The sequence below is a fragment of the Raoultibacter massiliensis genome (genome assembly GCF_900199545.1).
In the GTDB taxonomy this organism is placed as follows: Bacteria; Actinomycetota; Coriobacteriia; order Coriobacteriales; family Eggerthellaceae; genus Raoultibacter; species Raoultibacter massiliensis.
Genome location: NZ_LT962671.1, coordinates 1,580,100 through 1,604,862, shown reverse-complemented (window position 1 = coordinate 1,604,862; position 24,763 = coordinate 1,580,100). Strand labels below are relative to the sequence as shown.

The 24,763-nt window shown below is 61.2% G+C and carries 25 protein-coding genes; 23 read left to right on the top strand and 2 right to left on the bottom strand.

What is annotated here, in order from left to right; all coding sequences use genetic code 11:
- The 21 genes from C1719_RS11140 to atpC all read left to right on the top strand — a co-directional run.
- On the top strand, positions 1-407 hold a 407-nt coding region (locus tag C1719_RS11140; RefSeq protein WP_146007929.1), incomplete at its 5' end, for a DUF4430 domain-containing protein.
- 3 nt (positions 408-410) lie between these two features.
- Positions 411-1,346: an energy-coupling factor transporter transmembrane component T family protein gene (locus C1719_RS11135; protein WP_102375174.1), complete on the top strand. Its 936-nt coding sequence runs from the start codon at positions 411-413 to the stop codon at positions 1,344-1,346.
- Positions 1,333-2,781 (top strand): ABC transporter ATP-binding protein, encoded by a 1,449-nt coding sequence (locus C1719_RS11130; RefSeq protein WP_102375173.1) that lies wholly within the window; start codon positions 1,333-1,335, stop codon positions 2,779-2,781. Before C1719_RS11135 ends, C1719_RS11130 begins: the two co-directional genes overlap by 14 nt.
- Position 2,782: 1 nt before the next feature.
- The gene (locus C1719_RS11125; RefSeq protein WP_102375172.1) at positions 2,783-3,466 is read left to right on the top strand and encodes a DUF6580 family putative transport protein; all 684 of its coding nucleotides are present in this window, start codon (positions 2,783-2,785) and stop codon (positions 3,464-3,466) included.
- Between the two features lie 181 nt (positions 3,467-3,647).
- Positions 3,648-4,259 carry an L-threonylcarbamoyladenylate synthase gene (locus C1719_RS11120; RefSeq protein ID WP_102375171.1) on the top strand — a complete coding sequence of 204 codons (612 nt, stop codon included), beginning with the start codon at positions 3,648-3,650 and terminating at the stop codon, positions 4,257-4,259.
- Between the two features lie 155 nt (positions 4,260-4,414).
- A complete protein-coding gene (locus tag C1719_RS11115) occupies positions 4,415-5,401 on the top strand; it encodes an alpha/beta fold hydrolase (protein WP_102375170.1) in 987 nt (328 codons plus the stop codon).
- 276 nt (positions 5,402-5,677) lie between these two features.
- Positions 5,678-7,174, top strand: a complete 1,497-nt coding sequence (gene glpK, locus C1719_RS11110) for a glycerol kinase GlpK (protein WP_102376042.1) — start codon at positions 5,678-5,680, stop codon at positions 7,172-7,174.
- Positions 7,175-7,227: 53 nt separating this feature from the next.
- Positions 7,228-7,662 (top strand): ribose 5-phosphate isomerase B, encoded by a 435-nt coding sequence (gene rpiB / locus C1719_RS11105; protein ID WP_102375169.1) that lies wholly within the window; start codon positions 7,228-7,230, stop codon positions 7,660-7,662.
- A gap of 240 nt (positions 7,663-7,902) precedes the next feature.
- The gene (locus C1719_RS11100; protein WP_102375168.1) at positions 7,903-8,493 is read left to right on the top strand and encodes a hypothetical protein; all 591 of its coding nucleotides are present in this window, start codon (positions 7,903-7,905) and stop codon (positions 8,491-8,493) included.
- A gap of 159 nt (positions 8,494-8,652) precedes the next feature.
- Positions 8,653-9,912 carry a serine hydroxymethyltransferase gene (gene glyA / locus C1719_RS11095; RefSeq protein WP_102375167.1) on the top strand — a complete coding sequence of 420 codons (1,260 nt, stop codon included), beginning with the start codon at positions 8,653-8,655 and terminating at the stop codon, positions 9,910-9,912.
- Positions 9,913-10,003: 91 nt separating this feature from the next.
- The gene (gene upp, locus C1719_RS11090) at positions 10,004-10,648 is read left to right on the top strand and encodes a uracil phosphoribosyltransferase (protein ID WP_102375166.1); all 645 of its coding nucleotides are present in this window, start codon (positions 10,004-10,006) and stop codon (positions 10,646-10,648) included.
- 9 nt (positions 10,649-10,657) lie between these two features.
- Positions 10,658-11,113, top strand: coding sequence for a deoxycytidylate deaminase (locus C1719_RS11085; protein WP_102375165.1), 456 nt, complete (start codon positions 10,658-10,660; stop codon positions 11,111-11,113).
- A gap of 321 nt (positions 11,114-11,434) precedes the next feature.
- Complete coding sequence (locus tag C1719_RS11075; protein WP_102375163.1) at positions 11,435-11,716, top strand: hypothetical protein; 282 nt, start codon at positions 11,435-11,437, stop codon at positions 11,714-11,716.
- 20 nt (positions 11,717-11,736) lie between these two features.
- Positions 11,737-12,522: a F0F1 ATP synthase subunit A gene (gene atpB, locus C1719_RS11070; protein ID WP_102375162.1), complete on the top strand. Its 786-nt coding sequence runs from the start codon at positions 11,737-11,739 to the stop codon at positions 12,520-12,522.
- A gap of 92 nt (positions 12,523-12,614) precedes the next feature.
- Positions 12,615-12,833 carry an ATP synthase F0 subunit C gene (atpE, locus tag C1719_RS11065; protein ID WP_102375161.1) on the top strand — a complete coding sequence of 73 codons (219 nt, stop codon included), beginning with the start codon at positions 12,615-12,617 and terminating at the stop codon, positions 12,831-12,833.
- Positions 12,834-12,888: 55 nt separating this feature from the next.
- Complete coding sequence (atpF, locus tag C1719_RS11060; RefSeq protein WP_102375160.1) at positions 12,889-13,506, top strand: F0F1 ATP synthase subunit B; 618 nt, start codon at positions 12,889-12,891, stop codon at positions 13,504-13,506.
- Entirely contained in the window at positions 13,496-14,074 is a 579-nt protein-coding gene (gene atpH / locus C1719_RS11055) for an ATP synthase F1 subunit delta (protein ID WP_102375159.1), read from the top strand. The genes atpF and atpH overlap by 11 nt, the downstream gene beginning before the upstream one ends.
- Positions 14,068-15,645, top strand: a complete 1,578-nt coding sequence (atpA, locus tag C1719_RS11050; RefSeq protein WP_180963570.1) for a F0F1 ATP synthase subunit alpha — start codon at positions 14,068-14,070, stop codon at positions 15,643-15,645. Before atpH ends, atpA begins: the two co-directional genes overlap by 7 nt.
- A gap of 12 nt (positions 15,646-15,657) precedes the next feature.
- The gene (atpG, locus tag C1719_RS11045) at positions 15,658-16,578 is read left to right on the top strand and encodes an ATP synthase F1 subunit gamma (protein ID WP_102375157.1); all 921 of its coding nucleotides are present in this window, start codon (positions 15,658-15,660) and stop codon (positions 16,576-16,578) included.
- Complete coding sequence (gene atpD, locus C1719_RS11040; RefSeq protein ID WP_102375156.1) at positions 16,579-18,021, top strand: F0F1 ATP synthase subunit beta; 1,443 nt, start codon at positions 16,579-16,581, stop codon at positions 18,019-18,021. It begins immediately after the preceding gene.
- Positions 18,021-18,428 carry an ATP synthase F1 subunit epsilon gene (gene atpC / locus C1719_RS11035; protein ID WP_102375155.1) on the top strand — a complete coding sequence of 136 codons (408 nt, stop codon included), beginning with the start codon at positions 18,021-18,023 and terminating at the stop codon, positions 18,426-18,428. Before atpD ends, atpC begins: the two co-directional genes overlap by 1 nt.
- A 116-nt stretch (positions 18,429-18,544) precedes the next feature.
- Here atpC and C1719_RS11030 read toward each other — a convergent pair whose 3' ends face one another.
- Positions 18,545-19,303, bottom strand: a complete 759-nt coding sequence (locus C1719_RS11030) for a MerR family transcriptional regulator (RefSeq protein WP_102375154.1) — start codon at positions 19,301-19,303, stop codon at positions 18,545-18,547.
- Between the two features lie 123 nt (positions 19,304-19,426).
- On the opposite strand from C1719_RS11030, the gene C1719_RS11025 reads away from it, so the two are divergent.
- Positions 19,427-20,767, top strand: a complete 1,341-nt coding sequence (locus C1719_RS11025) for an MATE family efflux transporter (RefSeq protein ID WP_102375153.1) — start codon at positions 19,427-19,429, stop codon at positions 20,765-20,767.
- A gap of 3 nt (positions 20,768-20,770) precedes the next feature.
- On the opposite strand, the gene C1719_RS11020 is transcribed toward C1719_RS11025, so the two are convergent.
- Positions 20,771-22,306: a response regulator transcription factor gene (locus C1719_RS11020; protein WP_180963569.1), complete on the bottom strand. Its 1,536-nt coding sequence runs from the start codon at positions 22,304-22,306 to the stop codon at positions 20,771-20,773.
- Positions 22,307-22,527: 221 nt separating this feature from the next.
- Here C1719_RS11020 and C1719_RS11015 point away from each other — a divergent pair, with 221 nt between their 5' ends.
- Positions 22,528-24,762 carry a molybdopterin-dependent oxidoreductase gene (locus C1719_RS11015; RefSeq protein ID WP_102375151.1) on the top strand — a complete coding sequence of 745 codons (2,235 nt, stop codon included), beginning with the start codon at positions 22,528-22,530 and terminating at the stop codon, positions 24,760-24,762.
- Position 24,763: the final 1 nt, after the last annotated feature.

Sequence of the window (24,763 nt, the reverse complement as noted above, 5' to 3'; positions counted from 1 at the left end):
CGTCGGCGCCCGCCGCCGCCCCCGCACCCGAGCCGGATCCCGCTCCGGCTCCCGCACCCGAGCCTGCGCCGGCCCCCGCGCCCGCAACCATCACGGTATCGGTGTACGTCGATAGCTCGCGTGCCGCAAGCTACGGGTATTCGTCTTGTCTGGCTTCGGCCTCGGTGACGGTACCGCAGGGCGCAACCGTGTACGACGCCCTTGCGGCGACGGGCGTTTCCGTGGGCGGATCGAGCTCGTACGTGAGCTCGATCGGCGGCCTTGCCGAGTTCTCGTGCGGTGCCAATAGCGGATGGCTCTACTACGTCAACGGGTATTCCCCCGGATACGGTCCCGGTTCGTATGCCTTAAGCGGCGGCGAGAGCATTACATGGGTGTACACCCTCGATCTGGGAGCCGATGTGTAACCGATGGATCCGAGGTTCGAAAGCGGGGGAGCAGCTACGGTATTCGAGCGGTACCATCCGGTCGTCGCGTTCGCGTACTTTGCCGCCATGCTCGTCATGACCATGGCGGCGATGCAGCCGGTCTACATTGCCGTTTCGCTTGCGGCGGCGGCAGCGTGCGGCATATGGCTGAAAGGTCCGTCATCCACGTTTCGCACTATGGCGACGCAGCTGCCTTTCGTCGTTCTCATCGCGGTGGTCAATCCGCTGTTTTCGTCAATGGGCTCAACCGAGCTTTTTCGCATCGGGCATCAGGCGGTGTATGCGGAAAGCTTCGCCTACGGGCTGTGCATGGGTTTCATGCTCATGGCGGTGCTCTTGTGGTTTGCCGACGCCTCGCGCATCTTGACCACCGACAAGATCATGCTGCTGTTCGGCAACGTTGCGCCGACCATCGCGCTTGCGCTTTCGATGGCGGCGCGTCTGGTTCCCCAGTTCGTCGGGCGCGGCAAGGAGATCGAATCCGTGCAGGCTGCATGTTTGAAAACCCGCCCGAAAACGCTGCGCGAGCGCGTTTCGTGGATGGGTCGCATCGTTACGGTGCTTATGGGCTGGGCGATGGAGGATTCGCTTGAGCGGGCCGATGCGATGAAGGCCCGCGGATGGGGCGCTTCGTCCGTGCGCACGCGGTATCGGCCGTATCGGTTCAGGGCGGCAGACGGCATCGCCTGCGCCGTGCTCGGCATCCTGGTGATCGGCAATGCGCTTCTTGCGGGGATCGCCTGCGCGCAGTACAGTTTTTACCCGGCTATGAGCGAGCTTGTCGTCTGGTGGGGTTATGCCCCGTATGCCCTCCTTGCCTTCCTTCCCCTGATCGCCGAAGGAGTCGATCGCGTGCGGTGGAGGAGTATCGAAGGTGCGATGCGATCGTCGCGGGAGGTTTTTGATGGACGCGCTTAAAGTGGACGGCTTCAGCTTCTCCTATCCGGGGGAGGACCCCGTCTTGAGGGATCTGAGCCTTCGCATCGAAGAGGGGTCCTTCGCGCTCCTGGTCGGCAGGACGGGATGCGGCAAAACGACGCTCCTCCGATGCTGCAAGCCCGAGATCGCTCCTGTCGGCGAGCGGCGCGGCTCGATAGAGGTGCTCGGGTCTCCGCTCGATTTTTCCGATAGGCGCAGCATTCTTTCATCGGTCGGCTACGTTTTCCAGAGTCCCGAAAACCAGATCGTATGCGATACCGTCGTGCATGAGCTTGCATTCGGGCTCGAAAACCTTGGCGTCGATTCCGATGCGATGCGCCGCCGCGTCGCCGAAGCCGCTGCGTTTTTCGGGATCGAGCCATGGCTGCATGCGGAGACCGCCCATCTTTCCGGCGGGCAGAAGCAGTTGGTGAATCTTGCGGGGATCCTTGCGATGCAGCCGAGGCTCCTTCTGCTTGACGAACCGACGTCCCAGCTCGATCCGATCGCCGAGAAGAGCTTCCTCCACGCGCTGTTCCGAATCAACCGAGAACTCGGGATAACCGTCGTCGTCGCAACCCATGCCCCTGAGTCGATGACCGATTACGCGACCGAAGCCTTCGCGCTCGGCGATCGGGGAATCGAGAGGGTGGCGCTCGGGGAGCTCGTCGGCAATCCGATGCCGCGCGGGCAGCGCCGAGCGGCCGGGAGCTTGGGAGAATCGTGCGTTTCCAGCACCGACGTGTTCTTCCGATACGCGCGCGATCGGGCTTGGGTGCTGCGCGGCGCCGATATCGATATCCGCAAAGGCGGCATCCATGCGCTCGTGGGCGGCAACGGATCGGGGAAGTCCACGCTGCTGCGCCTTGCCGCGGGGGTGCTCAAACCGGAGCGCGGGCGCGTGGAAAACGCGCTGCGGTCGCGCCAGGCGCTGCTGCCCCAAAATCCGAAAGCGCTGTTCGTGTGCGATACCGTGGGCGAAGAGCTGCGCGAGTGGCAAAGCGCGTGCGGATACGGCGAGCCGGAGGTTTTCTCGATGGCCGAGCGCTTCGGGCTGTCGGCGTTGGCGCATCGGCATCCGTTCGATCTGAGCGGCGGGCAGCAGCAGAGCCTTGCCTTTGCGAAGCTGCTGCTCACAGAGCCCGAACTGCTGCTCCTCGACGAACCCACCAAGGGGCTCGACGCGAACGCGAAGCTCGAATTGGGAAGTGCTCTTGGCGATCTGCGCGGGAGGGGGGCGACGATCGTGTTCGCAACCCACGATCTTGCGTTCGCCTCGGTTCTCGCCGACGAGGTTTCCATGCTGTTCGACGGCGCCGTGGCAAGCACCGAGCCAGTGGATGCGTTTTTCTCGAACAACCTGTTCTACCGCTATCGGGAGGATGGGTTTTTGCGGTTGTGGGCAAGCCGGGGCCTTGCCGAGGAGGTCGGCTGAGATGGCCGCCCGGATTCTTTCTCGGCTGGAAATCCCCGCGCTGCTCGCCGTTCTCGTCGGGCTCGGGCTCAGTGCGGTGTTTCAGATCGATCAGACGGCGCTTCTCTCGATGGGCGTGGTCGTCGGCGCGATAGTCGTGTTCTTCGCCCGCTTCGAGGCTTCGCAGCCGATGCTTCGCCAGATCATGCCCACGGTTGTGCTTGCGGCCCTCGCCGCAGCGGGGCGCATTCTGTTTGCGGCGGTGCCGGACTTCAAGCCCGTTTCGGCGATTGCCATCGTCGCGGGCGCCGTGTTCGGCCGGCAAACGGGTTTCATGGTGGGCGCGCTTGCGGCGCTCGTGTCCAACCTGTTCTTCGGGCAGGGGCCGTGGACGCCATGGCAGATGTACGCATGGGGGCTTATCGGCTATTTCGCCGGTGTGCTTGCAGACCGCGGAGCGTTCGAAAAGCCCGTGCCCATATACCTGTATGGATTCGCGGCGCCTTTGCTCTACGGGTTTTTGCTGAACAGCTGGCATATCGTGGGATACGTTCACCCCATCACGTGGCAGACGGCGCTTGTCGCCTACGGCGCGGGGCTTCCCTTCGATCTCGTTCACGGTGCGGCAACCGTGCTGTTTTTGGCAATTCTCTACCAGCCCTGGGTGAAAAAGCTCAAGCGCATCAAGGGAAAATACGGGATCTGAGGCGCATGGGTGGCACCGTTTCGGCAGGCTGCCGTTTGAGCGCAGCGCCTGCCGTTTCGTGACCGGCATCTGCGGTCGTGCTACAATGCATGGCCCGGCGATCCGCCTATGGCGGGCGGTTGCCGCTGTTGAATCGATGCACGGAGCCGTTTGCGCGCATGCGGCAGAAAGCGATGCGACTATGGAAGACAGCGAATCTTACGAACGGGGCATGGCGAGCGCGGTGGCGGCGCTCTCCGCGGGTTTGCCCGTCGTGTTCCCCACCGATACGGTATACGGCCTCGGCGTTGCCGTCGGCATGGCGAAAAGCCCCGAGGTCCTCTACGACATCAAGCGGCGCGACCATGGAAAGCCCGTGGCATGGCTTGTGGGCACCCCCGACGCCTTGTCGCTGTACGGCAAGGCCGTGCCCGAATTCGCGCATATTCTGGCTCGAACGTTTTGGCCTGGCCCCCTGACGCTGATCGTGAAGGCGGGCTTGAACGTGCCCGAGCCCTTCCAGTCGCAAAGCGGAACGATCGCGCTGCGCATGCCCGACAACGCGCTGGCGCTCAGGCTCATCGAGCGGGTTGGTTTCCCCTTGGCAACCACATCGGCGAACATAAGCGGGCAGAAGCCCCCGCGGGTATTCGGGGAGCTCGATCCCGCCTTGCTTCGCGAGGTGACGGTTGCCCTGCGCGATGACACCGAGAAGAGCGGGGTCGCGTCGACGGTGCTCGACTGTACGGGCGATCATCCGGCCATGGTCCGCGAAGGCGGCATCTCCATTGCCGACATCCAGGCGCTCGGCTAGGGCCGTGCGGGGGCGGAGCCGCCTTCGGGTTTCGGCTGCAGGCCGGCGATCGCCGTCGCCACGGGCGTCGTATTCGACTCGATATCGCAGCGAGCGTCGGTGGGGCTCGGGTTCGGGTATAATGGTGTTTCAGCAACCTTGAGGGAGGTACTGCCATGAACACGAGCGCTTCGCGCACGGGTGCACGAACGTCTGTAAAGGCCAACAAGCTCGGATATCGTTCAAGCGATGGAAAGACCCAGATCAGAGCGCTTACGTGGGAGCCCGAGAAAAGCCCCGGCATTGCTCCTGCCGGAATCGTGCAGATCGTGCACGGCATGTCCGAGCACGTCGAGCGCTACGATGAATTCGCCCGTTATCTGGTGAGCCGCGGTTATATCGTCTGCGCGAACGATCACGTGGGGCATGGGAAAAGCGTCTCCGATCCCAGCGAGTGGGGTTGCCTTCCGAGTGTCGGCGGCAAGGACGTGCTCATCAACGACGTGCACGAACTGCGCAAGACGGTCGCTTCGCGCTATGCGCGGCAGACTCCCTACATCATGTTCGGCCATTCGATGGGAAGCTTCATCGTGCGCGCCTATCTCGCGCGCAACGCCGCGGGTCTCGCCGCCGCCGTCATCTGCGGCACGGGCCAGCAACCCCTGCTTCTTTCGAAGTTCGGCAACATCATCGCCCGCCGCATCGCCTCATCGAAGGGCGAGGCGTACAAGAGCGCGTTTCTCGACGGGCTCGGTGCCGGCGCCTTCGCCAAGAAAATCGAGAACGCGCGCACCCCGTTCGACTGGATTTCCACCGACGACGCGGTCGTCGATGCCTATATCGCCGACGAATCGTGCGGCGTCATGTTCTCTGCTGGCGGCTACGCGACCCTGACCGATCTGACCGGCGAAGTGGTGACGGCCGCCGCCGCCCAGGCGGTCCCCGCCGAGCTGCCGTTGCTTTTCATCGCCGGTGCGCTCGACCCTGTGGGGGACAACGGCAAGGGCGTCGAGCGCGCGGTCGAGCAGTACCGTCGCGCGGGCGTCAAGGACATAGATCTGAAGCTTTACGAGGGCATGCGACACGAGATACTCAACGAGCCCGGCCGCGCCGAGGTTTTTGCCGATGTGGCTGATTGGATCGATGCGCACAAGGCGGGTTGATCCAATCGCAGGACGCCTGCGGATGCGGGTTTCGGCCTGCGGCTGTTCGCGCGCACGCGCTTGCCCCGGGTGCGCGTGACGGGGCGACGTCGAGCGGAAGCGGCACGAAGCGGGCCGGCTCCGCGATTGCTTCGTGCGCGCGTGTTGGGGGTGCTTGCCTTTGCCTCTCGGCCGATCGACGGTTTTGCGCGTTGCGCGGCCGTCGCCATCGCCGTATCATGGTAGCGAGAGACCCCATACCGTCCTGCAACTGCATTGAACGAAAGGCACATGTTCATGCCCAAGAAATACGTCGTCGCGCTCGATCAGGGAACCACATCGTCGCGCGCCATCCTGTTCGATCGGGCCGGCAAGCTCGTCGATATGGCGCAGCACCCCTTCGAACAGCTCTATCCCCAGCCCGGTTGGGTTGAGCACAATCCCCAAGATATCCTGTCTTCCCAGCTGGCCGCTTTGACCGAGCTGCTCGTTTCCCGCGATGTCGGGCCCGGTCAGATCGATAGCATCGGCATCACGAACCAGCGCGAGACCACCGTGGTGTGGGATCGCGAGACGGGAGTGCCCGTATCCAATGCGATCGTATGGCAGTGCCGCAGGACGGCGCCCATCATCGAAGAGCTGTGCTCGGATCCTGAGGTTGCGGCGCGCATCACGGCGAAAACGGGTCTTTTGCCCGACGCGTACTTCTCGGCAAGCAAGATCAAATGGATCCTCGACAACACGCCCGGCGCCCGCGCGGCGGCCGAAGCCGGTCGGCTCGCTTTCGGTACGGTCGATAGCTGGCTTGTCTGGTCGCTCACCTACGGCAAAGTCCACGCAACCGATGTGACCAACGCGAGCAGGACCATGCTCTACGACATCCACGAGGGCCGATGGGATCCATGGCTGCTCGACCTGTTCGACGTGCCCGCGTCGATGCTTCCCGAAGTGAGGCCCTCGTCGTCGTATTTCGGCGAGACCGCCCATCCGGGCGTTGTCGGCGGCATACCGATCGCGGGCGTTGCAGGAGACCAGCAGTCGGCGTTGTTCGGCCAGTGCTGCTATGCGGCGGGCGAAGCGAAGAACACGTACGGGACGGGGTGCTTTTTGCTCATGCACACCGGAAACGAGGCGTGTGCGTCGAAGAACAACCTTGTGACCACCATCGCGGCATCGGGGCCCGATGCCGCCAGTACCGAGTACGCCCTCGAGGGCAGCGTGTTCGTCGCAGGTGCGCTCGTCCAATGGCTGCGCGACGAATTGGGGCTGATCGATTCGGCCGAAGAAACAGAGCAGCTTGCCCGATCCGTGGCCGATACGGGCGGCGTGTACGTGGTGCCCGCGTTCACCGGGCTCGGCGCGCCTTACTGGGATGCCGAAGCACGCGGCGCGATCTACGGGCTCACGCGCGGAACGTCCAAGGCCCATGTCGTGCGCGCGGCCCTCGAGTCGCTGGCCTTTCAGGTGCATGACCTCGTCAGCGCCATGGAGGCCGATGCGGGCAAGCGGATGCGCGTGCTCAACGTGGATGGGGGAGCGTCGGCGAACGATTTTCTCATGCAGTTCCAATCGGACCTCTTGCAGACGCCGCTCGCGCGCCCTCACAATACCGAGACGACGGCGCTCGGGGCCGCCTATCTTGCGGGCTTGCGCACCGGATTTTGGAAGAGCACCGGCGAGTTGTGCGACATGCGGGCGGAAGACACGACGTTTCATCCCGATATGCCGTCGAAGACGAGAGACGCGCTGCTTGCGGGCTGGCAAAAGGCGATCGGGCGGACGCGCACGGCGTAGATGCGTCCGATTGCGGGCGGCGATGAAACGGTGAAGGCGAAGGAAGGTTAGCGATGAGGATATCGATAGCAAGCGATCATGCGGGATTCGAACAGAAGCAGCAGCTGGTTGACTATCTGGTTTCACAGGGTCACGACGTCGCCGATCGCGGACCCGATACCGACGATCGCGTCGACTATCCCGATTACGCCGCCCTCGTCGCGCACGACGTCGCCGAAGATCGAGCCGATAGGGGCGTGCTCGTTTGCGGAACCGGCATCGGCATGGCCATGGCCGCCGACAAGGTTGCAGGCGTCCGCGCGGCCAACATCGTCACCCCCGAATTCGCCGCGCTGTGCCGCGAGCACAACGATGCCAACGTGATCGCGCTTTCGGGCCGTTTCGTCGAGCTTGCGGAAAACGAGGCCATCCTCGATGCGTTCATCGCAACCGAGTTCGGTGGCGGGCGCCATGCCGGCCGCGTTGAGAAGATCATGGCGCTCGACTAGTCGGCATCCGGCAGGGGGTTTGCAGGCTTCCTCGATGAGCAGCGTGTTTTTCCTGATCAAATGTGAAATCGACGCATTTCCCCGCGATGCCTTCCGGCTGCCGGTTCGGGGCTTGCCCGCTTGCCCCGTCCGTGAATGGTACGAATAAGCAAACATATAATTTCATTATTCCCGCCTATGTTCATATAACATCTTGTATACTGAGCGACGTGTAGATGTACGGTATTTCTAGGAGGGAAATTGGAAACAACGAAGAAATCGCTTACAAAGGGGGCGCTGCTTGCGCTCGCCGTCGCGCTTGCGGCTACGATGCTCACCGGGCTTGTGGCATGCGGCGGGGAGTCCGCCGAGGATGTCATCCGCAAAGGCGTGACCGAGGAGCTTGAAAGCATCAAGAACCTCGACCAGGCCGCTCTCGACGAGATCATGGCCGGTGCCGGCGCGGCGAACGCCGGGCTCGAAGAGTACGGCATCGACATGGAGGAGTTCTGCCGCACGTGGCTCGATGGGTTCGACTATTCGGTGGACAACGTGACGGTTGACGGCGAAAACGCCACCGCAACCGTGACCATCACCTGCAAGTCGCTCGCAGAGGGCATCAACATCTTCATGGATAAGGTGACGGCGCTCACCGAGGATCCTGAGGCTATGAGCAAATCCATGGATGAGCTCAACCAGATGATGGGCACCATGCTCATGGAGGGAATCGGCGAGGCTCCGGTCGAGACGAACACCGTCGATCTTCCCTATGTGCTCAACGGCAACACCTGGGAGCCCGGCCCCGGATTCGACACCGCGCTCAGCCAGGCGTTCGCAGGCGGCGCTCTGTAAGCTCGGTTGCAGCGGGAAGCAAAGGCTTCGCCGTATTTCGATGAGGGCCGTTCCGCATCCGCGGAACGGCCCTTTTTCGCGCGGTGCGCGAAAGCGAACGCTTGTTGTGCTAGCATGGAAAAAATCATTTTACCGACCTTGTTGAAAGGGGTATGCGCCATGCCGCTGCATTACGTTTCGAAGGAAGATCCACAGGTTGCCGATGCCATATCGCAAGAACTCGCAAGGCAGCGCGGCAGCGTGGAACTGATCGCGTCGGAGAACTTCACGTCGCCTGCGGTCATGGAGGCGGTCGGCAGCGTGCTCACCAACAAGTACGCCGAAGGCTATCCTGGGAAGCGTTACTACGGCGGTTGCGAAAAGGTCGACATCGTCGAAGACATCGCCCGCGCCCGCGCGTGCGAGCTGTACGGCTGCGGATTCGCAAATGTACAGCCCCATTCGGGAGCCAATGCGAATTTCGGCGCCTACACGGCTTTGCTGGAGCTCGGCGATACCGTGCTCGGCATGAGCCTCGATCAGGGCGGTCACCTGACCCACGGCTCGCCCGTGAACTTCTCGGGCAGGTTCTACAACTTCGCCGCCTACGGCCTCGATCCCGAGACCGAGACGATCGATTACGACGACGTGCTGCGCATCGCCAAGGACGTGCGTCCGAAGCTCATCGTGGGCGGCGCTTCGGCCTATCCCCGCACGATCGATTTCGAGCGCATGGCGGCCATCGCCAAGGAAGTCGGCGCCTACTTCATGGTGGATATGGCGCATATCGCAGGCCTTGTTGCCACGGGAGCCCATCCGAGCCCGGTGCCCCATGCCGATATCGTGACCTCGACGAGCCATAAAACGCTGCGCGGCCCGCGCGGCGGCTTCATCCTCACCAACGACGAGGACATTGCCAAGAAGGTCGATAAGGCCGTGTTCCCCGGTGCGCAGGGCGGCCCGCTCATGCACGTGATCGCGGGCAAGGCGGTCGCGTTCGGCGAAGCCCTGAAGCCCGATTATGCGACCTACATCGAGCACGTGGTCGAGAATGCGCGCCGTCTCGGCGAGGGCATGATCGACGGAGGCCTGCGCCTCGTGTCGGGCGGCACCGACAACCATCTGTGCCTCGTGGACCTGACTCCCGCCGACGTGACGGGCAAGGATGCCGAGAAGCTGCTCGAAAGCGTCGGGTTGACCGTGAACAAGAATTCGATTCCCAACGAGCCCCGTTCCCCGTTCGTCACGAGCGGCATTCGCGTGGGTTCGGCTGCGGCGACCACCCGCGGCTTCACGGCCGACGATTTCTACCAGGTGGGCCAACTTATCGCCGCAACGGTGTTCAATGCCGAAAACGATGCGATGCTCGCCGATGTGCGCTCGAAAGTCGATGCGATGCTCGAGGCCCATCCGCTCTATCCGGAATACACTTGCGCGTAAGCGACCTTGCGGCGGCTGCGGGCCTATGCCGCGCAGCCGCCCGGCCGTTTGCGCTATCTGCCCGATCCGAATCGATGAAAGGTACTCAAGCATGGCTACCGAATACGAACGCGTGACCCTTGTCGACCATCCGATGGTGCAGCACAAGCTCTCCATCCTGCGCGACAAGGACACCTCCTCGAAGAAGTTCCGCGAGCTTATCAAGGAGCTTGCGCTGTTCGAGGGTTACGAGGCAACCCGCAACCTGCCGCTTGCCGACGTCGAGGTGGAGACGCCGCTGTGCAAGACCGTCTGCAAGAAGGTCAGCGGCAAGAAGCTCGCCATCGTGCCGATCCTGCGTGCCGGGCTCGGCATGGTCGAAGGAGTGCAGGAGCTCATGCCTGCCGCACGGGTCGGGCATCTCGGCATGTACCGCAACGAAGAGACCCACGAACCGGTCGAGTATTACGCGAAGCTACCCGAAGATATCGCCAACCGCGATGTCATCGTGGTCGATCCCATGCTTGCGACCGGCGGTTCTGCGACGGCCGCCATCGAATACCTGCGCAAGCGCGGCGTGGGCGGAACGATCAACCTCATGGTGATCGTTGCCGCTCCGGTCGGCATCGAGTGCGTGCTCGATGCGGATCCCGATGTGCAGATATTCACCTGTGCCATCGACGAAAGCCTGAACGACGACGCCTACATCGTCCCGGGATTGGGCGATGCCGGCGATCGCATTTTCGGAACCAAGTAGGAGGACCCGATGAGCTACGACGACCGCCCCTCCTGGGACGAGTATTTCATGAAGCTCGCGACCGAGGTCGCGACTCGAACTACCTGCCTGCGCCGTGCGGTGGGGGCGGTCATCGTCAAGGACCGCCGCATCCTCGCAACCGGTTACAACGGAGTTCCGACCGGGCTTCGCCACTGCGCTGAAACGGGATGCCTGCGAGCCGAGCTCGGCGTTCCGAGCGGGCAGCGCCACGAGATATGCCGTGGTCTGCATGCCGAGCAGAACGCCATCATCCAGGCCGCCCGCTACGGCATCAACATCACGGGCGCCTCGATCTACATCACCACGCAGCCCTGCGTGGTGTGCGCGAAGATGCTCATCAACGCCGGTATCGAGGAGATCGTGTACCAAAACCCGTATCCCGACGAGCTCGCCATGTCGATGATCGAGGAATCGGGCATCAAGGTTCGCATCTTCGAAGGGTAGCGCTCGTTGCGGCGCGCGGGGTGGCGAGCGCTTCGGCTCGTCTATGCGACGCGCGCGCCTTTCGGCGGCGGCTGCGCCGTGCTTGTCGGCGAACGGTCGCCGCGAAACGCCGCTCTCGGCCGTTTTATGCAAAACCTTGAAACCGTTTCCGCACATCGCAGCGTTGTCGGATCAGCTTTATTCAGTTTTTCCGATCAAGAGGCTCCATTTACCAAGTTTTTTCTTCATTTTCGCCGCTTTCTCGCAGAAGGTTGTTGAAGTTCCGTTACCATACTGATGGTTTTGTATGACTTGTACACGTTTCTGGACAGAAAGCAGAACATGATACTTCCGATTGTGCTCGGAGCGGCGTGCGGGGTTGTTGGCTTCATGCCCTTGATAGCGGGTCTCGGGCTGGCTCGAAAGGCCACCCCGACCAGTAATCTCGGTCATGCGGGCGCTTTGCTTCTGGGGGTATTCGGGTCGTTCGTGCTTCTCGCGGGAACGCTTATCGTCTGCATCGTGGTCGCCCGCGATGCGGTGTTGCCGTTCACGCTTGCCGAGGTTGCGGCTTTGATCGTCTCGGCGGTTGTGTACGGTGCGAGCAAACTGGTTAAGAAGTAAAACAAGGAAAGGGTTGATACGTGGACGCTCTTGCAGAACTCTCAAAAGGGGCCGAGCACCTCGTGCATTCGTTTGATTCGGCGTATATCGTCGGATCGGGTGCGTTTGGACTTACTCAGTACACCTTTTGGATGATCATCTGTCTCATTCTCACGGTTGTGGTGGTTTTGGCGGCTTCGAAGCGGCTCACGCTCGTACCCAACAACAAGTTCGTCAACATGGTCGAATACGGATACCAGTTCGTCCGCAAGGATATGGGCGAAGATCCGATCGGGCATGGCTACAAGCGTCACATCCCGTTTCTGGCGACGCTGTTCTTCTTCATTCTCATCAGCAACTTCGTAGGACTGATCCCCGGCTGCAAAACGCCGACCGGCTCGATCAGCGTCACGTGGGCGCTTGCCATCATCTCGTTTGTGTACTTCAACTACTGGGGCATCAAGAGCAAGGGGGGCTTGGGCTACCTCAAGTCGTTCGCCCCGTCGGGCCTGCCCGTCGTCATGGTGCCGGTCGTGTGGTTCCTCGAGCTTTTCTCGACGATCCTGCGCGCCCTCACCCTTGCCGTCCGACTGTACGGCAACATGTTCGCCGGCCATATGGTTCTCGGCATCTTCGGGCTCGCTACGAGCGTTTTCATCACGGCGGCGGTTCAGAACGCCGATTTCGTCATGGCGCTTCCGGCTATCGGCTGGATCGCGTTTTTGCTGTGCATGTACGCCCTCGAGGTGCTCGTGGCTTTCTTGCAGGCCTACGTGTTCACCATCCTGAGCGCCGTGTACATCGGTCTGGCTACGTCGGACCACTAAATTTGGATTTCGCCGGCGCTTCCACTGCCGGTCGAAAATATGTTGCTAAGTGTTTTTGAGAGCAGACTCAAAGACGGTTAAAGGAGGAAATTGTGGAAATTACACTTGGACTTGCGGCCTTGAAACTCGTGGGCTACGGCCTCGCAACGTTCGGCCCCGGCCTGGGCATCGGCATTGCCTGCTATGGTTGCTGCATGGCTACCGCGCGCCAGCCCGAACTGCAGGGACGTCTGTTCACGAACTTCATCATCGGCGCAGCCCTTGCTGAGGCTCTCGGCCTGATCGGCTTCGTTCTCGCGTTCATCGTCTAACTTTAGGCCTTTATTCGGAAATCTAGCCGTACAAAGGCTTTAAGGAGGAAAGCAAGTGAAAGCAGGAGCGAAAAAAGCAATAGCTCGCACGGGTGTGGCAACACTCGCTGTCAGCGGCATGTCTGTTGCTTTTCCCGCGCTCGCGTTCGCAGCTGAGGAAGAGTCAGGCGGCATCTCGGCTATTCTGCCCAACATGGCGGAATTCATCCCGATGCTCGTCTGCTTCATCATTCTGTGCGTGGTGCTGGGTAAGCTCGGCTGGCCGGCTTTCGCCGCAATGCTCGATAAGCGTGAGAAGACCATCAAGGATTCTCTTGAGAAGTCCGAAGCCGCTCGCATCGAGAGCGAGCGCGTACTCGAAGAGTACAAACAGCAGCTCGCCGAGGCGAAAACGCAGGCAGCCCAGATTGTTGCCGATGCCAAGAAGACCGGTGATTCGGTGAAAGCCGACATCACGGCAAAGGCGCAAGAAGAGGCCGGCGATATGATCGCGAAGGCAAAAGCCGCCATCGAGGCGGAGAAGAAAGCCGCCATCGCAGAGCTCCAGGGCTCGGTTGCCGATACCTCGATCGCCGTTGCGTCCCGTTTGATCGGAAGCGATCTCAACGATGACGAGCACCGCGCGATCGTCGAGCGCTATGTGAACGAGGCAGGTAGTTTCAATGCCAACTAATCGTCTTGTCATCAAGGAAGAAGTAGCCACCTACGCGAGCGTCTTGCTTGACGCCGCTGCGGAGGCGGGTGGACAGGACGCCGTGCTCGAGGTGCGCGACCAGGCTGAGCAGATCGTCGGCTTTATGCGTTCGAACATGGATCTTTCCGGTGCTCTGGAAGATACGGGCTATACGGCCGAGCAGCGCAACGAGATCGCGCGGAGCGTGTTTGCCGCGTTCGATCCGGTGCTGGTCGACGTACTGGCCGTTATGGCGGAGCGCGGGGATATCGCGTTGTTCTCTCGGGTTCTCAAGAGCTACGAGGAGCAGATCGAAAGCAAGCTCAACATCGCCGTAGTGGATGTCACGACCGTGGTGCCCCTCGACGATGGCTTGCGCGAGGTCATAAAGAAAAAAGCCGAAGCCGATCTGGGCACCGAAGTCGTACTGCGCGAGCATATCGACAAGTCCATTTTGGGCGGCATTATCATGAGTGCAAACGGCAAGCGAATCGACGCAAGCGTCCTGTCGCAGCTTGAAAGCGCTCGCAGCGTGCTAAAACTATCAACAGATGGAGGTGAATGCTAGTGACTGAAATCACCGCAAAGTCTATTGACGAGGCACTGCGCAAGCAACTCGATGCCCTCAATACCAGCGTCGAATCGCGCGAGGTCGGAACCGTTATCCAAGTTGGTGACGGTATCGCACGCGTCGACGGGTTGAAGGACGCTATGGCAGGCGAGCTCCTCGAGTTCGTGGGCCAGAACGGACAGGTCGTCTACGGCTTGGCTCAGAACCTCGAAGAGGACGAAGTCGGCGCCGTGCTCCTCGGTGACGTCACCGCAATCAAAGAAAACGATCAGGTCAAAACGACCGGTCGTATCGTGGAAGTACCCTCTGGCAAGGCCATGCTCGGCCGCGTCGTGAATCCGCTCGGCATGCCGATCGACGGCAAGGGCCCGATTCAGGCCGACGGCATGCGTCCGGTCGAGTTCAAGGCTCCCGGCGTTATCGCCCGCCAGCCTGTGCACGAACCCATGCAGACCGGTATCCTCGCTATCGACTCGATGATCCCGATCGGTCGCGGCCAGCGCGAGCTCATCATCGGCGACCGCCAGACCGGCAAGACCGCCATTGCGGTCGATGCGATCATCAACCAAAAAGGCAAGGACATGATCTGCATCTACGTCGCCATCGGTCAGAAGGCGTCCACCGTTGCAGGCATCGTCGAGACCCTTGAGCGCTACGGCGCCATGGATTACACGATCATCGTGAGCGCTTCGGCTTCCGATTCCGCCCCCCTGCAGTACATCGCGCCTATGGCCGGTGCTGCAATGGGCGAGTACTTCATGTACAACGGCGACGACGGCCAGCCCGCCAGCGCCGAGAACCCGGGACGCCATGTGCTCGTTATCTACGACGATCTGTCGAAGCAGGCCGTGGCCTATCGTCAAATGTCGCTGACCCTGCGCCGTCCTCCGGGACGCGAGGCGTATCCGGGCGACATCTTCTACCTGCATTCGCGCTTGCTCGAACGTGCGGTCAAGATGTCCGAGGAGAACGGCTCTGGCTCGATGACCGCTCTGCCGATCATCGAAACTCAGGCAGGCGACGTTTCCGCTTACATTCCGACGAACGTCATCTCGATTACCGACGGCCAGATCTTCCTGGTGACCGACCTGTTCTACCAGGGTCAGCGCCCGGCAGTCGACGTAGGCATCTCGGTTTCGCGCGTCGGCGGCTCAGCGCAGATCAAGGCCATGAAGCAGGTGGCCGGCTCTCTGCGCCTCGACCTCGCCTCCTATCGCGAGCTTCAGGCGTTCACCCAGTTCGGTAGCGATCTTGACAAGGCTACGATGGATCAGCTGAACCGCGGTGCTCGCATGACCGAGCTTCTGAAGCAGGGTCGTTACAACCCGATGCCGGTTGAGGAGCAGGCCGTCGCCATCTATGCAGGCAGCCATGGTTTCTTGGACGACATCCCGGTTGGCGATGTGGTCCGCTTCCGCGGCGAGCTGCTCGAGTACCTGCGTGCCTCGAATGCGGAGATCCTTGCGAATATCGTGAAAGAGAAGAAGTTCACCGATGCGATCGAGACTGACTTGAATGCCGCCATCGAGGCGTTCAAGAACCAGTTCTCGCCCTCTGCTTCGGCGTAAGGCAGGTAGATCATGCCCAACCTTCACGACATAGAAAGACGAATCAAATCCGTCTCTTCGACGAAGCAGATCACGCGTACCATGGAAATGGTTGCGGCTGCCAAGATCCGTCGCGCCACCGAGCGCGTCGAATCGGCGACCCCGTATTCCACGTCCATGGTCGAGATCCTCGCAAACGTCGCCGAGCGTGTAGGTGGCTCTGAAAACGAACTGCTGCAAAAGCATGACGAGATCAAAAACGTGCTTGTTGTGGTTGTCGTGTCGGACCGAGGCCTTGCGGGCGGGTTCAACAGCAACGTGCTGCGCCACGTCGAGCGCCTCATGAAGGAAAAAACAGCCGCAGGCGCGCAGGTTCACATTGCCGCCTGCGGAAAGAAGGCCATCGGTTATTTCAGTTACCGCAAGATCAAACCGGTGCTGGAGTTCAAGGACCTTTCTGCCGATCCGACGGTCGAAGAGGCCACTGCATTGGCTACCTACGCCATCGCAGGGTATAAAGAGGGAAGCCTCGATGAGGTTATCGTCGTTTATAACCATGCGAAGAATGCGGCCGAGCAAACGCTCCGCGAGGAGCTGGTGCTGCCGGTCGATACCGCTTCTCTGATCGAGGAGATTGCGGATGCCGCCGCTGAGCCGGCGGAAACAAGCTCGAAGGACGAGCCGTCGCTTGCGGGCGACGTCGTGTTCGAGCCCGATGCGGCTGCCGTGCTCGATAAGCTGCTTCCGGCTTACGTTCGCACCACGCTGTATCATGCGCTGATCGATTCGGCTGCCGGCGAGCAGGGTGCCCGCCGTACGGCCATGAAGTCGGCAACCGATAATGCTAACGAAATGGTCGATTCGTTGACCAGATTGTACAACCGTGTTCGCCAGGGCGCCATCACCACCGAGATTTCGGAGATCGTTGGCGGCGCCGCGGCATTGGAGGATTAAATGGCTGAAACAATGAATGATGCATCGGCCAAACAGGGAGCGGTAGGACGCGTCGTCCGTATCGTCGGCCCTGTCGTTGACGTTGAGTTCCCGCCGGACCAGATGCCGGCGATCTACAACGCCCTGACCGTGCATGCACAGACCCCTATCGGGGAAGTGGACACAGTACTCGAGGTGCAAACGCACCTTCCCGGCGACCTCGTTCGCGCGGTTGCCATGTCGTCGACCGACGGCTTGATCCGCGGTGTCGAAGCTGTCGACACCGGCAACCCGATCATGATGCCGGTCGGCCCCAACACCTTGGGCCGCATCTGGAACGTCATCGGCCAGCCCGTTGACGGCAAGCCCATGCCCGAAATCGCGGAATGGATGCCGATTCACCATCCGGCACCCGATTACGATACGCTGACTACCACCACGGAGATCTTCGAGACCGGCATCAAGGTCATCGACCTCATCGAACCGTTCGTCAAGGGCGGCAAGACCGGCCTGTTCGGCGGTGCGGGCGTCGGCAAGACCGTTATCATCCAGGAGCTCATCAACAACCTCGCGCAGGAGCACGGCGGCACTTCGGTGTTCACCGGCGTGGGCGAGCGTACCCGCGAGGGTACCGACCTCTACCTCGAGATGAGCGAGTCGGGCGTTATCGATAAGACCTGCCTTGTGTACGGTCAGATGAACGAGCCTCCGGGAGCCCGTCTTCGCGTCGGCCTTGCGGGTCTCACCGAAGCCGAGTATTTCCGTGATCAGGGCCAGGACGTGCTCTTGTTCATCGACAACATCTTCCGTTTCACGCAGGCGGGCTCCGAGGTGTCGGCTCTTCTCGGCCGTATGCCCTCCGCTGTAGGCTATCAGCCCACCCTCGCTACCGAGATGGGCGACCTTCAGGAGCGCATCACCTCGACCGAGACCGGTTCGATCACGTCGGTGCAGGCCGTTTACGTGCCCGCCGACGACTTGACCGACCCCGCCCCGGCGACGACCTTCGCCCACCTCGATGCGAAGACGGTTCTTTCCCGCGCCATCGCCGAGCTCGGCATCTACCCGGCCGTCGATCCGCTGGAGTCCACCTCCCGCGCGCTCGATCCGGAGATCGTCGGCGAAGAGCACTACCGCGTTGCGGTCGGCGTTCAGGAGATCCTGCAGAACTACAAGGACCTTCAGGACATCATCGCCATTCTCGGTATGGACGAGCTTTCCGAGGAGCAGAAGCTCGTCGTGAACCGCGCCCGTAAGATCCAGAAGTACCTGGGCCAGCCGTTCCATGTGGCCGAGGTCTTCACGGGCAACCCGGGCATCTACGTCAAGATGGAGGATACGATCCGCTCGTTCGCCGAGATTCTCGACGGCAAGTGCGATCACATCCCCGAGCAGTGCTTCGTGTACAAAGGCGCCATCGAGGACGTGTACGCTGCCTACGATAAGATGACGAAGGAAGACTAATGGCGAAGTTGATATGCGACATCGTGACTCCTGCGGCTAAGCTTTACTCCGACGAAGCATATATGGTGGTCGTACCCGGCGTCGAAGGCGAAATGGGTTTTCTGCACGGCCACGTGCCGCTGGTCTCGGCGCTTTCGGATGGCGTGGTTCGCATCCAGGGCGACAAGGAAGCCGACAAGCAGCGCTTTGCGCTGCAGGGCGGTTACGTCGAGGTGACCGGAGACAAGGTCATCATCCTTGCCGATCGGGCGCTCCCGGTGTCTGATATCGACGCGGCTGCCGCCCGCGCGAAACTGGGGGAACTCGAAACCCAGCTTGCGGCGCTCTCCGAAGAGGAAGCCAGAAGGACTCCGCTTGCTGCGGACATTGCATGGTGCAAAGTGCAGATCGCAGCTGTTGAAGCGTAACGCTCGACGGCGAGATCCGCTAGCATTACATCGGTTGAAGGCCTCGGGAGCGATCCCGGGGCCTTTTTTCTGCGCTGTTTTCTTTTGCCCTGGTTTGCGTGCGGCTTCGGGCAATTCTACCCGATGATCCAGGCGTGGTAGAAATCCCATCGTTTGCCACCCGGCTCCTCTAAAGCGGTCAAAAGGTAGCTGCCGACGAGCGCGATGGGGTCGAGGCCTTGCGCCTTCGCGCGAGAGAACAGCTGCCGAGCGGTGCTGCCGTCTCCTTCGACATCGACGCGCAGCAGGCATTCGAGGCATTGCGATCCAGGGGCGAGATCCTCGCGTTTCCAAAGCGCCTGCCCGCTGCCGACGGGCGTGTCGACGACGGTTTCGACGATGGCCTCGGGATGCGCCGCTTCGATCAGCACGCCGTATCTCCAGGGTTCTCGTACGAGCACCTGCCAGATGTCAGCCTGGCTGTAGTCGAGGGCTGCCATGCGCTCTATGCCGGCCATGGCGTGCCTCATGGTATCGGGAAGCAGCTCTTCGGTGCATGCGTTGAGCTGTCTTTGACGCTCGATCTGCTCTCTCATGCTTTCGAGATCGGCTATTCTGAACTCTATATCTTCGGCGGTCCGGTCGAGGATGCCGTCGATTTCCTTCACGGTAAGGTCGCGATAGGCTTTGAGATCTTTGACGGAAACGCCGAGCTTGCGGTAGAACGCAACCTCTCCGGCATCGATGAGCTCGCGCACCGAGTAGCGGCGGTAGTCGTTTGCCGCGTTGCGCTCGGGGCGCAGCAGGCCCGCGCTTTCCCAGTAGCGCAGCGTCGAAGGCGCAACGTCGAGGTAGCGTGCCGCGTCTTTGATGTCGTAGCAGATCGTCGGTTCCATGGCTTCCCTTCATCGGTTTGGAGATTCGAAGAACCGCTCAAATTCTTCCTTTACCTTCAAGTAGCTTTAAGGTTTAGAGTAACACTTGAAATGAAACCGGACAACGCAGTGATGGAATGAATCATGATAACCAGAGCAATGCTGAAAGAATATTTGAAGTACATCGTGCCCACGATGCTGACGTTCACGCTTGCAAGCGTGTACAGCATCGTAGACGGCGTTTTCGTGGGGCACGCGGTGGGGGATGCCGGGCTCGCGGGCATCAACGTGGCATTCCCGCTCGTGGCTCTCGTGATGGCCGTCGGAACGGGCATCGGCATGGGAGGTGGCGTCATATCGTCCATCGCGAAGGGTTCGGGCGATACGGCTCAATCGCGTCGGGCCGTGGGCACCACGTTTCTCATGCTGCTGTTGGCGGCAGTTCCCATCATGGTTGCGCTCATTCTGTTCGCCGAACCCATTCTCACGGTGCTTGGCGGCAGGGGTGAAACGCTCAATCAAGCTATCGCCTACATTGCGGTCATCGCTTGGGGCGTTCCGTTTCAGATATTCGTGACCGGCTGCACGCCGCTTATCAGAAACCAGGGCAAGGTTGCTTTCGCCATGGTCGTGCAGGTTCTTGCCGGCCTGATGAACGTAGCCCTCGACTACGCGTTCGTCATCCTTGCGGGCTGGGGAACCGCCGGTGCGGCTGCAGCGACCGTCGCATCGCAGATTGCGGCGTTTGTCTTGGTGGCTGCATTCTTCCTTGCGAAGCGCAACCGCATCGCACGTGCCGACCTGCGCTTGGACGGCCGCATCGCCGCTCATGTGCTCAAGCTCGGCATGGCGCCGTTCGGCCTCACGCTTCTTCCCGAGGCAACCGTGGTCGCAATAAACGTGAACGCGGTCGCATACGGCGGCGAGACGGCTGTAGCCGCCTACGCGGTCATCTCGTACACCGCCTGCGTGATCCAGATGCTCATACAGGGCGTCGGCGACGGCAGCCAGCCGCTGATCAGCAAGCATTACGGAGCGGGCGATGCCGACGGCGTGAGACGCTTCCGCAATACGAACTATCTGATCACGATCAGCCTTGGGGTGCTGGGGCTTGCGGCCATGTTCGCCTTCCGCGAGCAGATCCCGCTTTTGTTCGGCGCCTCCGGAAGCACTGCCGCGCTGATCGCCTGGGCTCTTCCCATCTTCTCGGTGGCTTACGTTTTCTACGGATTCACCCATGCGTCGACGTCGTATTTCTATGCAGTTGACGATGCGCGCGCATCGAGCGTCATCGTGTACGGCGAGGCGGTTCTCGTGGTGCTCGTCGTGTTCGGCATGGCGCGTATCGCCGGGCTCGACGGCATCTGGGTTTCGGTGACCATTGTGCAGATGGTGCTCGCCTGTGTGGCCGGCGTGCTGCTTCGCCGCCGCCATAGGACGCGCGCCGCCCAAGCGAAGATGGCTCCCGTCCTCGAGCAGTCGTAGCGCCTATTCGCCGCGTTGCGCACGTTTCTCGTCTTCGATGATGTCGAGCAGTTCTTCGCGCGATCCGACGTTCATCTTGCGGTAGATGTTGTAGGTGTGGGTTTTGACCGTGTGGCTTGAGATGAACAGCTTGTTTTGGATGTGCTCGATTCCCCGGCCTTTTGCGAGGTAGTAGAATACCTCGGTTTCGCGCGGCGAGAGGCCGTAACGTTCTGCAAGCGTTGCGCAGCACGCCTTCCAATGGCCCGGCTCGTGTTCGCCTCGTGCCGGGCCCTCGCCCGACGGATCGCCCGCGCCTGCACCGTCTTCCGAAGCAGCGCTGCCGGCTTCGCCTGCGCTTCCAGGCGAAGCCTCCCCGTTTTCCGTGCCGTGCACGAAGGGCTCGGTAGGGGAGAACGTCACGAATGCCGCCAACAGTACGACCAGGCCGAGCGCTATTGCGGAGAGCACCGAAAGGTTGATGGCTCCCGCTGCCGAGGCAGCAAGCCCGAGCCCGTATCCCGCTATAAGGCCCACGCACAGCGCCGTTTGGCTTCTGCCGATGAAGAACAGATACGAGGCCCTGCGCTTGTTCGCCGTCTGCAGCTCGTAGGCGATGCTCGTCAGCAGCACGAACACGTACGCGCCGAGCAGTAAAAGGTTGCAGAGCGTGTATACGACGTTCGACATGAACGACATGGGAACCAGTGCGATGACGAGGAAGGGGAACACCATCCGAAGCATGTTGCTCTGCGCGATCCGACCTGCGAATCTTTGCATGAACGCGTAGGCGGCAAGCGCGCCGAGCGCTGCGAGTACCGCGATTCCCACGAAGAGAACCGCATCTCCCGCAATCTGCGTGACAGATCCGGCGCCGAGGCCGAACACGATGCCGTACACCACGTATATCGCCCCGAACGCCCAGGACATATGGGCGTTTTTCTTCGATTCCGCGAGCGGGATCGCCTCGGCGCTCGAACGCTCGGTTTCGCGGGGAAGCGCCTTGAGGATGCCGAGGCTGATGAGCGGGCAAACAGCCAGCATGGCGATGTTGAATGGGGAGGGGAGCATGTTTATCACCAGATAGAACCCGCAGCCGCACACGACGGAAAGCGCTAGGCATTTCACGATCGATGCCTGCGACACTGCGGAAACCGATTCGACCCACAGGAAGAACAGACAGCAGAGTCCCGCGCCCGCCAATGCCCAGACGATGAGGTCGAAACCGAGCGGATGGGCTGTCTGCGTGATGAAATACGTTGCCGAAGACACAGCCGCGATGATCGAGAACAACGCGACGAGCGCCGTCATGACGTTGCGGCGACGGTTGCCTATGACACCTTCGGGGGTTCGCGATACGACGAAGCTGCATAAGCCGAATCCGACGAAGAGGGCGATTCTCAAAACGAGGTGGTGCCAGAGGTTCTCGATGTCCACATCGAGAAAGGAGTTGCGCATCAACATGGAAAGAAAGACCGCCCAAAAGAGGGAAAACCCGCCGACCGCCACGAGAAGGAACGCAGATGACGCCGCTTGACGTGGGGAAACGTCGTCACTCATGCTTTTTTCCATAGTCTCGTCTTGCATGTTCCCCCAAGAAACCATTCGATCGGTCGATGGTGTTCATGATACGCGGTCTCTAAAGTAAAGACAAGCTAACGGGCGGCCGGCACGAGGCGGCAAGACGCTTCGCCTTCCGTCCGCATCCAGATGAATCCCGTCTTCGGACGGACGGGTCAGACGGATGGGCGAGACGATAAGCGAGTATAAGGAGGTAGCAAATGGGAACCGACTACAAGCTGGTCGACCATGAAAAGCCGTTCCACTATCGCGAGGGGGACTACGATGTGACGCGCGGTTGCGCATGGACGGGCCCCGGGTGCCATTTGGGGTGCGGCGTCATCATGTACACCGACGAGCAAGGCAAGCTCGTTAAGTGCGAGGGCGATCCCGAGGATCCGTGGACCGATGGCCGCCTGTGCATGCGGTGTCTCGATGTGCCCGAGGTTACCAATCACAAAGAGCGCCTTCGCTATCCCATGAAGCGCGATCCCAAAGATCGCGGCAAGGATATCTGGGAGCGGATCACGTGGGATGAGGCTTACGAGCTCATCACCGAGAAGTTCATGGACATGAAGGAAAAGTACGGCGCCGAATCCGTCATCTTCGCGCAGGGAACCGGTCGCGACATCGCCGCGTACATCACGCGCCTGTGCTGGTCGTTCGGCTCTCCCAACTACACGGGTCTGCTTTCAGGCCAGGCGTGCTATCTGCCGCGTATCGCCGGCATGGCCGCGACGACGGGCCATCCGTGGATCCCCGACGCCGCCCAGCAGTTCCCCGAGCGTTACGACCATCCTGACTATGAGGTGCCCGAGGTCATGTTCATCTGGGGCAACTATCCCCTGAAATCGAACATCGAGGGATTCTACGGCCACTGGGTCATCGACCTCATGAAGCGCGGCATGAAACTCGTCACGGTTGATCCGAAGGTTACGTGGCTCGCTTCGAAGTCGGAGTTGCACCTGCGCGTGCGTCCCGGCACCGACGCCGCGCTCGCGCTCGGCATGATGAAGATCATCATCGAGGAAGATCTCTACGACCACGAGTTCGTCGACGAATGGTGCTACGGCTTCGAGGAGCTTAAAGAGCGCGCCGCCGAGTTCGATGTGAAACGCGTATCCGAGATCACCTGGGTGCCCGAGGATCTGATCGTCAAGGCCGCCCGCATGCTCGGCAACGCGAAGAACTCCACGCTGCAGTGGGGCGTGGCCGTCGACATGACCCGCGAGGCTATGCCCGCCGGTCAGGCCATTCTCGCTCTCTGGGAGATCACGGGCAACATGGAGCGCCCGGGCGGCATGATCGTGGCGCCCGAGATCCTCTCGGTTGCCGGCGGCTGGGGCCGCGAGGTGCTGGGACCCGAGCAGGAAGCCAAGCGCATCGGCATCCAGGACTACCCGCTCTACAACTTCGGCTTCGCGGTATCGCAGCCCGACGAGACGGTCAAGACCATCGAGACCGGCGTGCCCTACGAAATCCACGGTGCATGGCTGCAGACCACCAACCCCATCGCCTGCATGGGAGCCGATCCGCAGCGTCTGTACCATGCGCTCAACAAACTCGATTTCATCGTGGTCGTCGACCTGTTCAAGACCCCGACCATCGCGGCGCTTGCCGACGTGGTCCTGCCCGCCCAGACGTTCCCCGAGCGAAACGGCATCGCGTTCGTATCGGGCGCGCAGCGCGGCAGCACCATCAACAAGGTGACCGATGTGGGCGAGTGCAAATCGGACATGCAGATAAACCTCGAGCTCGGTAAAATGTGGAATCCCGAAGCTTGGCCGTGGGACAACGTCGACGACATGTTCACCGATATGCTCAAACCGACCGACATGACGTTTGAAGAGCTTCAGGAAGTCGCGCCTGCGTATCAGCCTATCGAGTACTATCGCTACAAGACCGGCAAGCTGCGCGCCGACGGCAAGCCCGGCTTCAACACCCCGACCGGCCGCATAGAGCTGTGGAGCAACTTCTACAACCAGGCGGGTCTCGATCCGCTTCCGTACTTCGAAGAACCCGAGCCCGGCCCGACTTCGACGCCCGAGCTCATGGAAGAGTTCCCGTTGGTCATGACGAGCGGTGCAAGGTTCTGGGGCATGTTCCACTCCGAGCATCGCCAGATCGAGCGCATGCGTCACTATCGCCCATGGCCGCTCATGGAGATCCATCCCGAAACCGCCGAAAGATACGGTATCAAAGACGGGGACTGGGTGTGGATGGAGGGCCCGATGGGCCGTGCCAAGCGCAAGGCGAAGCTCACCCCCGTCATGGACCGCCGCATCGTCTCGTGCGACCACGGCTGGTGGTTCCCCGAGGGCGACCCCGAGAAGTTCTATGATGTGTTCGACCTCAACATCAACAACACGCTGCCTTGGATTCCCGGCAAGAGCGGCTTCGGATCCAACTACAAGAGCTCGATTTGCAAGATCTACAAAGTACAGGACGGTGAGTAAT